This window comes from Pseudomonas sp. 2995-3, assembly GCF_002742565.1.
GTDB lineage: Bacteria > Pseudomonadota > Gammaproteobacteria > Pseudomonadales > Pseudomonadaceae > Aquipseudomonas > Aquipseudomonas edaphica.
This window is the reverse complement of the sequence record NZ_LJSB01000119.1, coordinates 1-319: the sequence shown is the minus strand read 5'-3', so window position 1 is coordinate 319 and position 319 is coordinate 1. Positions and strand designations below refer to the sequence as shown.

Here is a 319-nt window from a genome sequence, read left to right as displayed (position 1 = left end):
GATCAGGGGAAAACTCACTTAGTGGGTAAAAGGGTTCCAAAAACTAACGAACGCGTTGAGGCCTATGGAACGATTGATGAATTAAACAGTTTTATTGGAGTAACATTAACAAAAGTATTAGAAAAACATAAGGATATACGGAGTGATTTATTAAAAATACAACACGAATTATTTGATCTTGGTGGAGATCTTGCCAATGTTACGAAAACTGATAACTGGGCTATAAAGGAAGAATATGTTACATATTTAGAAGGGAAAATTGACGTTTATTGGAATGAAGCTCCACAATTAAAGAAATTTATATTACCAGGTGGAGTAG

The 319-nt window shown here is 33.5% G+C and carries 1 protein-coding gene; it reads left to right on the top strand.

Annotation, left to right across the window (positions count from 1 at the left end):
* Positions 1-319, top strand: a 319-nt coding sequence (locus AOA62_RS05125; protein ID WP_099548043.1) for a cob(I)yrinic acid a,c-diamide adenosyltransferase, incomplete at both ends; no start/stop codon positions are given.